Consider the following 1,336-nt stretch of genomic DNA (forward strand, 5'->3'; position numbering starts at 1 on the left):
CAAGGGGGCGTCCTCGGTGGTGCGGCCGCTGCTGGAGGCGGACGCGGCCGGGCAGGTGGCGTGGCTCCTGCGGCAGGCGGGCTACGCGGGGCTCACGCAGCCGGAGCTGTTCGGCCGCTCGGGGCTGTCGCCGAAGGTGCTGGCGCGCACGCTGGAGCTCTTGGGCGCGAAGGGGCAGGTGCTGCTGGTGGACCGCGACCGGCGGCTCTACGTGGCGCAGGACGTCTTCGAGGGCCTGCGCCAGCGCTCGCTCGCGCTGCTCGCCGCGTTCCACGAGCGCGAGCCCATGCGGGACGGCCTGTCGCGCGAGGAGCTCCGCCAGCGGCTCTCCGCCCAGCTGGACGGCCGCCTGTTCCAGCGCGTGGTGCAGGCGCTGGTGGACGCGGGCGGCGTGGAGGCGGAGAAGGACCTGGTGCGCCTGCGGGGCCGCGGCCGTACGCTGACGCTGGGCGACGAGGCCGCGCGCACGCGCTGTCCGCGGAGCTGTCCGCGGCGGGGCTCGCGCCGCCCACGGCCACGGAGCTGGCGCGGAAGCTGGCGCTTCCGCCCGCGAAGCTGCAGGAGCTGCTGAAGGTGCTGGTGGCGTCGGGCGTGGGCGTGCGGGTGAGCGAGGAGCTGTGCTTCGACGCGGCCGCGCTGGAGGAGCTGCGCGGCCGGCTGGTGACGTACCTGAAGGACCAGAAGGAGATCACCACGCAGGGCTTCAAGGAGCTGGTGGGCCAGAGCCGCAAGTTCACCATCCCCCTGTCGGAGTACTTCGACCGGGAGAAGGTCACGCTGAGGGTGGGGGACAAACGGGTGCTGCGTCGCGGATGAGTCCCAAGGTCTACAGCGAGCGGGAGCTGCGCGCCCTGGTGGAGCCCTTCACCCAGCCCATGCTGGTGGTGGAGGCGGAGGGGCGCGTCCAGGTGGCCAACGCCGCGTACGCGCGGCTCTTGGGGCTGCCCCTGGAGCAGGTGGAGGGCCGGTCCTTCCTGGACTTCGTGCAGCCGGAGGAGCGCAGCCGGATGGGGGACCGCTTCCAGCGGCTGGCCACGGGCGCGCCGCTGGACGGCCGTCCGCAGCTCTACAAGGTGCTCAGCGTCCACGGCGCGCCGGGCGAGGTGTACGTGCAGGCCAACCCCCTGCGGCTGGAGGGGGGGCGCTTCGCCCTGTTGCTCAGCTGCATGGTGATGTCGGACCGGCCCATGGAGCTGGGGGTGGCGGAGCGGCTGGTGGACACGTCCGCGGGGCTGGTGTCCGCGCGCTCGGAGGAGGGCGTGCGGCGCGTGGCGCTGGCGGGCCTGGAGGCCGCGGGCTTCCGGGCGCGCATCCTGCGCTGGGACGGCACGCGGCT

At 74.3% G+C, this 1,336-nt stretch carries 3 protein-coding genes; all 3 read left to right on the plus strand.

What is annotated here, in order from left to right:
* Positions 1 to 571: DNA/RNA-binding winged helix domain-containing protein (locus ACLEQD_RS43535; protein WP_410391813.1), on the plus strand; the 571-nt coding region annotated here is incomplete at its 5' end.
* 2 nt (positions 572 to 573) lie between these two features.
* The gene (locus ACLEQD_RS43540; RefSeq protein ID WP_410391814.1) at positions 574 to 816 is read left to right on the plus strand and encodes a SelB C-terminal domain-containing protein; all 243 of its coding nucleotides are present in this window, start codon (positions 574 to 576) and stop codon (positions 814 to 816) included.
* A partial coding sequence (locus ACLEQD_RS43545; protein ID WP_410391815.1) for a PAS domain-containing protein occupies positions 813 to 1,336 on the plus strand: 524 nt, incomplete at its 3' end. The genes ACLEQD_RS43540 and ACLEQD_RS43545, both read left to right, overlap by 4 nt.

This window comes from Corallococcus sp. 4LFB (genome assembly GCF_046520365.1).
In the GTDB taxonomy this organism is placed as follows: Bacteria; Myxococcota; Myxococcia; order Myxococcales; family Myxococcaceae; genus Corallococcus; species Corallococcus caeni.